Annotated in this window: 1 protein-coding gene; it reads left to right on the top strand. The window is 63.1% G+C overall.

Going from position 1 to position 268, the window contains the following annotated elements:
* A partial coding sequence (locus ACLJNW_RS25470) for a hypothetical protein (RefSeq protein ID WP_410961402.1) occupies window positions 1-268 on the top strand: 268 nt, incomplete at both ends.

Raw genomic sequence — 268 nt, 5'->3', positions numbered from 1 at the left:
ACTCCAATGTGCGGTCGACGGCGATCGTGCTCAACTCCCTCGTCAAGGCATCGGTAGATCCTGAGCAGATCCGGCCGATCGTGCGCTGGATGATGGCTGCGCGGAAGAACGGGCGATGGGGCAACACGCAGGAGAATGCTCACGCGATGGAGTCGCTGGTGTCGTACTACCGCCGCTACGAGGCAACAGTGCCGGACTTCACCGGTGTCGCCATGGTTGGCGAGCGCGTGGTGGCGAGGGAACAGTTCAAGGGCCGTTCGACCCAGTC

Origin of the sequence: Salmonella sp. SAL4457 (genome assembly GCF_046548235.1) — a bacterium.
GTDB classification, from domain to species: domain Bacteria; phylum Pseudomonadota; class Gammaproteobacteria; order Enterobacterales; family Enterobacteriaceae; genus Salmonella; species Salmonella enterica.
Note: the sequence above shows the minus strand (reverse complement) of the source record. Positions and strands in the feature narration are given on the sequence as shown.